The organism is Ligilactobacillus acidipiscis DSM 15836 (genome assembly GCF_001435755.1).
Classification (GTDB): domain Bacteria; phylum Bacillota; class Bacilli; order Lactobacillales; family Lactobacillaceae; genus Ligilactobacillus; species Ligilactobacillus acidipiscis.
Window position 1 is genome coordinate 1 of the sequence record NZ_AZFI01000135.1, and the last position, 5657, is coordinate 5657.

3 protein-coding genes and 1 pseudogene are annotated in these 5657 nt (G+C 37.1%); 2 read left to right on the forward strand and 2 right to left on the reverse strand.

All coding sequences use genetic code 11. From position 1 onward, the window contains the following. Window positions 1–708: 708 nt before the first annotated feature. Window positions 709–1572, forward strand: a complete 864-nt coding sequence (locus FC65_RS08385) for a DegV family protein (RefSeq protein WP_056972304.1) — start codon at window positions 709–711, stop codon at window positions 1570–1572. Between the two features lie 532 nt (window positions 1573–2104). Beyond that, the gene (locus FC65_RS08390) at window positions 2105–3379 is read left to right on the forward strand and encodes a cation:dicarboxylate symporter family transporter (protein ID WP_056972305.1); all 1275 of its coding nucleotides are present in this window, start codon (window positions 2105–2107) and stop codon (window positions 3377–3379) included. Window positions 3380–3491: 112 nt separating this feature from the next. Here the strand turns inward: FC65_RS08390 and FC65_RS08395 are convergent, their stop codons facing one another. Then, window positions 3492–4205, reverse strand: a complete 714-nt coding sequence (locus FC65_RS08395) for a DUF4811 domain-containing protein (RefSeq protein ID WP_235803112.1) — start codon at window positions 4203–4205, stop codon at window positions 3492–3494. Then, window positions 4202–5628: pseudogene (locus tag FC65_RS08400) on the reverse strand (MDR family MFS transporter); the annotation flags it as partial. The gene FC65_RS08395 and the pseudogene FC65_RS08400, both read right to left, overlap by 4 nt. Window positions 5629–5657: the final 29 nt, after the last annotated feature.

Genomic DNA, 5657 nt, shown 5'->3' on the forward strand with positions numbered 1-5657 from the left:
CTTAAGGGAAAAGTATGAATAATTCAGGTTTTATATAGCAAACTACATTTATAGCGGCTGAAAGTCTAAAAATCATGAATGATTTTTGCCAGAACCTCTGAAAAAATCGGTTCCTCGCTTTCATCTAATTCCAGCATGATTTGATGGTTTATATCGTCCATCACTACATAGATGTTATCAATATACTGCTCTAATAAATTAAACCCTTTTTCAGATAACGATCAAGAGACCTGCCATTTATCACTTCTCAGATGTCACACTTCGATCAATCTATTATTTCCCAGCCGTCATACAATACTATGAATCGTCTGGTGATTTAACACAAGGGTATCGGTCATCTCTTTTTGTGTTACAGTTCTACCCTTAAACTCGTATAAATAGGCCATTAAAGATTTTAAAAACCCGTCATATTATAAATAGTGATCACGCTAACGATTTTCTTACTCAATTCTTTTTTCAATCAATTTATTAACGATTTTAATTGCAACTCTAACCGCTTTAAAAACGATCGTTCATATTCTCAGCTCATCAATATAACTTACTACATATTTTTGAAAATAATCATTTTAAACTTGCTCCTCAAATACCACCTCATAAATTTTTTCACTACTTACCAAGTAATACAGCCTCAGTCTAAGAAAATTTCTACCTCAAGGTACAACGAATTATGGTATTATGACACTAATAAAGTCCATAGGAGCTCTTTAAATGAAAAAAATCAAAGTTTTAACGGACTCTTCAGTCCTTCTAACGCCTAAAGAAATAGAACAATATTCAATTACGATCGTTCCTCTTTCTGTAGAAGTGAATGGTAAAAATTATATTGATGGCAAAAACATCAGCCGAGACGAACTCATCGAAATGTTAAGGATCGGAAGTATCCCCAAAACAAGCCAGCCGTCTTTGGGACGCTTTGTAGAAGCATTCAATGAACTTGGCAAAGATGGCAGCCAAGTTGTAGCTATCCTACTATCAGATGTTTTAAGTGGAACAGTATCTGCTGCTCAACAAGCTGCAGATATGACTAAAACTGACGTGACTGTCATTAATAGCAAGTCAACTGACCGTGGCGAAGCATTCCAAGTACTTGCAGCGGCTGAAGATGCTGCTTTGGGAAAAACCATTGAGTATATTAAATTACATTGCGCAGAAATTTATAAGCGGACAACAGTTCATGTTCTGATCGATAATCTTGACTGCCTGGTTGCTGGCGGACGTGTCAGCAAAATGATGGGAGCAGTAACTAAGCTAGTTAATATTAAAGTAGTGGCGGAACTAAAAGACAAATCATTAGATGTCGTTTCTAAGGGGCGCAATACTAAAAGCTGGTTTAAATATTGTCAAAAATTAAAAGAACAATTGAAAGATAAGAAACTCCAGGCATTAGCACTTCCCCACGTCGCAGCCGATAATTCCATCATGGAGAAAATTAAAGATATTTTTCTTCATGATAATCCGACCGCAGATTTTATCCAAGAATTGACTAGTCCTATTATCATGACTCACACTGGTTTAAAAGCTATTGGGTTGATAACTTTGACTGAAAAACCAGTCATAGAAACTGAAAAATGATAATAAAAGAACTGGGATAATATTTTTATTAATAACAATAGGATGTAGGAATTAATTAAAAATTTCTCTGCACCCTTTTTTTTGCAAATCTTTTCTATCAGAATTTCTGAAGTTAAATACACATTTTTTCACTTAAAATCGTAATTGGTCAACTTACATCTCCTGGATTTGGTTAACAGGCTCTCCTCCTATTAAAAATCCACTTATAGTCGGTTGATAACTGCTATAGAATAACATTCAACGATATTTCCAATATATTTTAACCGATTTTCTGTTTTTTATTGTTTTTTTCTTTAAAATGTTCGTGTATTTGATGTAGAATATATCTTATGGTTAAATAATTTTTATTTGCTTAAAAAATTAAGGTATCACACTTACTTTAACTAAAAAGAGTTGATTAAAAAGTAAAGATTTGAAAGACACTGGTCATTAAATGGTGCTCGCATATTACATTTTAAAAATTGATTTATCTAAAACTTTTTAGCTCTGTATATGCCTGGCATCAGCTTATTATTAGAGAGAGGTAGCATAATTGAAACATTATAAATTTTTTAAACTATCTTTAGGATGGCAAATTCTGATTGGTTTGATCTTAGGTGTAATACTTGGGATAGTCTTCTACAAAAATCAAGCAGCAATCACTGCTATGCAAAATATCGGGACAATGTTTATTAACCTGATTCAAATGATCGTTTTGCCGATAGTGGTCTCATGTTTAACTGTAGGAATCGCCAATATGGGCGACATTAAGGAACTCGGAAGAGTCGGTCTAAAAACCCTGATTTATTTTGAAATATTGAGCACGATCGCAATCATTCTTGGGATGATCGTCGCTAATGTGCTTCACCCAGGAACAATGATCAACATTCATTCGCTCCATGGTTCCGATATAAGCCAATACATGGCGACTGCTAAATCAGCTAAACATAACACAGGGATCTGGGCTACTTTGCTGGGGATCATTCCAACTAATATCTTTAAATCACTATCAGAAGGAAATATGATGCCGGTAATTTTCTTTTCTGTCTTCTTTGGCTTAGGAATTTCTGCGATTGGTGAAAGAGGTAAGATCATAGTTGATTTCTTGACGGCAGTTCAACAGGTCATGTTCAAAGTAACTAACTGGGTCATGAAAACAGCTCCAATTGGTGTTTGTGCTTTGATCGGTGTAACTCTTGCAGAAATGGGGATCAATGCCTTACTCCCGCTAGGTTATTTTGTAGCCATTACGTATCTAACAATGATTGTCTTTGTGATAGTAGTAATGGGGATCGTCGCAAAGATTTTTAAATTCAAACTATCAGATCTGCTGCATGTCATTAAAGATGAGATCATCTTAGCATTTTCAACTGCTAGTTCAGAAGCAGTTTTACCTAAAATGATGGAAAAAATGGGTAAATTCGGCGTTAACCAAGGGATCGTTTCTTTCGTCATTCCTACTGGTTATACTTTTAACCTAGATGGATCGGCCATTTATCAATCTCTAGCCGCCCTATTTCTTGCTCAAGCTTATGGCATTCACCTCTCTTTTGGACAACAGTTGACCCTTTTAGTCGTTTTAATGCTGACATCGAAAGGTATGGCCGGTGTCCCCGGTGCCTCCTTTGTTGTCCTACTGGCCACTATCGCCACGATCGGTGTTCCAATGAGCGGATTAACTTTTATTGCTGGGATCGACCGCATCATTGATATGGGAAGGACGGCTGTTAATGTAGTCGGAAATTCATTAGCGACTGTTGTGATCGGTAAATCAGAAAATGAGTTTGATGATGAAAAGTCACAAAGATATATTGCAAAGTTTAAATAATCAGTCTATTTTACACAAAAGCACGAAACTTCTCATTAAAGAAGTTTCGTGCTTTTTACTATTTTTCATTATTTAAAAAACTATTATTTAACTTCCGCAACGATCTTTTTGATCATCTGTTGCTGGAATTCCTGTCCATATTTTTAGCTAATTGTGCTTGCTTTGCCTTATCTGTAGCTAAACTAGGGTCTTTCATAATAGCTACTTTCATTTTTTGCGAAACATACTGTTGCGCTTGTTCCTTAACCTTGGCCTGTCCTGCCTTAGTCTTCATACCAGAAATTTTCTTTTGTAAGGCTTTAACTTGCGTAGTGGACAAATGCAGCCAATCTTTTGGCAAATTAAAGGTGTTAGAACGTTTAACAAGTTTATTTTCCATTCCAGAAATACCAAACCAGAACTTATAACCATTAGATTTAAACTTCCAACGAGTTTCCTTGACTTGCAAAGTCGCACTCTTAGCATTGGTACGTTTGATATGATTATTAGCGACTGTATACTCATTAGCTTGGGTATGGCTCGGTTTCTTCTGATCCGAAGTTTCTTTATAAACTTGCACAGTTTCTTTACCATTCGAACCGATCGGTTGGTAAAGCATAATGTTTAAGCTATTTTTAGAACTTGCTGGATGAATCTGTGTTGTCTTTGTCGTCATCACTTTATGCATGTCGTAATGACTGCCACTATTCACCGTCAACATGACCAATGAAACAACTAAAAGCACTGCAGAAAGCAAAGTCCCAATAGTTCTCCAAACGACTGGTTTAATATAAACATAGCATAGGAATGCTGCGACAGCACCAATTACTAAAGTAGCTAAGATCATGCAGCATCACCGCCTTTATTTTTAAAATCATCTGAACTGATACCCTTAGTATGCATTTCATGGTCATGATCTTTTAAGAAAAACGTTAGGACAACACCAATAACAGCAAATACTAATGAAAAGGCAAACGCTGCATGATACCCGTCTAGGGAAGCCTGTAAATATTGTTGCTTGTAGCTAAGTGGAGCTGCTTTTAGCAAATGTTTAGCTGGTTCGGCATTGTTTGTGACGTTAGTCAGCAAAGTGATCATGATCGCAGAACAATTGATGAAGCAACTTGACGCACTGTGTTATTAGAAGCAGTACCATCAGCAATCAAACTGTCCGGTAAAGCATTCATCCCTGAAGTAGTAACTGGCATCATAACCATTGAGATCCCAAACATTCTAATTGCATACAAGAAGACGATGTAGATTGTTGGAGTATCAAGTGTTAACCACATAAAAGGCAGCGTTGCTAAAGTTAATAAAACCATACCAGTTGTGGCCAAACGTTTCCCACCCAAAGCATCGAAAGTTTTCCAGGTTATCGGACTCATAAGGGCCATAACGACCGCACCAGATAATAATGTTAATCCAGAATGCAGGGCGCTCATTCCGTGAGCGATCTGTAAATACAATGGCAAAACTGTTTCAACACCCAACATAGCGATCATGACGATCGAAGACAAGATAGCTGATAGGGTAAATTCACCAATTTTGAAAACACGTAATTCCAAAAACGGCTTGGGGATAATTAACTGACGCCAAACAAATAGTGTGGTTACAATTGCACCAACTACAAGAGATACAATGACTTTCGTTGAAGTCCAACCATCATTACCGGCAGATGAGAAACCAAACAATAGGCTGCCAAAACCAATTGTCGACAATATCAAAGAAAGCCAATCAATTTTTTGCTTATGTGTTTCAATAACAGGTTTCATAAAGAAAAGCGCTAAGACAATTACAAATGTCATGATTGGAATGATCATACAAAAAAGGTCACGCCACTAATATTTATCAATGATCCAACCGGACAAAGTAGGACCAATGGCAGGTGCCACACCAATAACGATCCCCACCAGACCCAAAGCAGCACCACGAGACTCAGCTGGAAAAATCGACAACATGATCGTTTGCAACAAAGGCATAGTGATCCCGACACCAAGCGCTTGAACCAAACGTCCAGCCAGTAAAACGCCGAAAGTAGGAGCAGTATAGGCTAAAATCGTCCCACCTAAGAAAATCGTCATAGCTCCAATATAGAGCCATTTTGTATTAACAGTCGTTGATAAATAGGCAGAAAGAGGGATCATGATCCCATTTACCATCAAAAAGCCAGTGGTCAACCACTGAACTGTTGCAGTTGAAACGTCGAAAGTCGACATCAACTTTGGTAAAGCCGTTGAAAGCAAAGTCTGCTTTAGGACCGTACAAAACGTAATCGGGTAGGAGATAGTTCACACTATCG